Raw genomic sequence first — 757 nt, 5'->3', positions numbered from 1 at the left:
GAAATACGAGGGGCGCTTGAGCGAATGTTCTCTGGTGCACAAGATCAGGACGCGAGCCGTCCGTCTGCTGAGACGGTCTTCGCGGCGGTTGTGCTTCTAATGAATCGGTAGACAGCTGCAAACGTGAGTCCGAGCGCGCAGAGAACGAGGCCGCCAATGTAGACAGAGCTGAAGGAGCCTGAGGCGCCGGCTGTTGTCATCAGCAGCGGGCCGATTAGGCCGCCCGCCGAATAGCCGAGCATCAGAATCGAGAAATTCACGCTGTTGTGCTTCGGTCCGTATTCGTCGGCAACGAGGCTGGGATAAATGCCGATGAAGGCGCCGAAGCAGATGCCGATGCCTGCAAGCGCGGCGTAAAAACTGAGCACGTCGCCCGTGCCTGCGCTCATGAGGAGCACGATGCCGCCGAGTGCTAAAAGAAGCGAAAAAACGAGCGCAGGCAGGCGGCCGATGGTGTCCGATGCAGCTCCCGAGATGAATCGGCCGATCGTGTTTGCAATAGAAATCACAGCGATACTCGCAGCGGCTGCTTCAAGCGAAAGACCGATCTGTTCCCGGGCGATGACGCCGACATTGGAGAGCATCATGAGTCCGAGTGTCGCAGAGGTCATAAAAAGCAGACCGAGCGGCAAGAAGGTCGGCGACCGCATCATTTCAAGAGGCGTTTTTGATACGGTCGGCTGTTGAACGGTCTTGCCGATTGACGCCGCTGTAAAGCTCGGAGGTATTGCCCGAGTCATCATGGCGAGCGTAACGA

The 757-nt window shown here is 57.9% G+C and carries 1 protein-coding gene; it reads right to left on the bottom strand.

Annotated elements, in window-relative coordinates; genetic code table 11:
• Nucleotides 1-44 precede the first annotated feature (44 nt).
• A complete protein-coding gene (locus H6A60_RS11985) occupies nucleotides 45-740 on the bottom strand; it encodes an MFS transporter (protein WP_275114236.1) in 696 nt (231 codons plus the stop codon).
• Nucleotides 741-757 lie beyond the last annotated feature (17 nt).

This window comes from Sutterella massiliensis, assembly GCF_016899755.1.
In the GTDB taxonomy this organism is placed as follows: Bacteria; Pseudomonadota; Gammaproteobacteria; order Burkholderiales; family Burkholderiaceae_F; genus Sutterella; species Sutterella massiliensis.
Note: the sequence above shows the minus strand (reverse complement) of the source record. Positions and strands in the feature narration are given on the sequence as shown.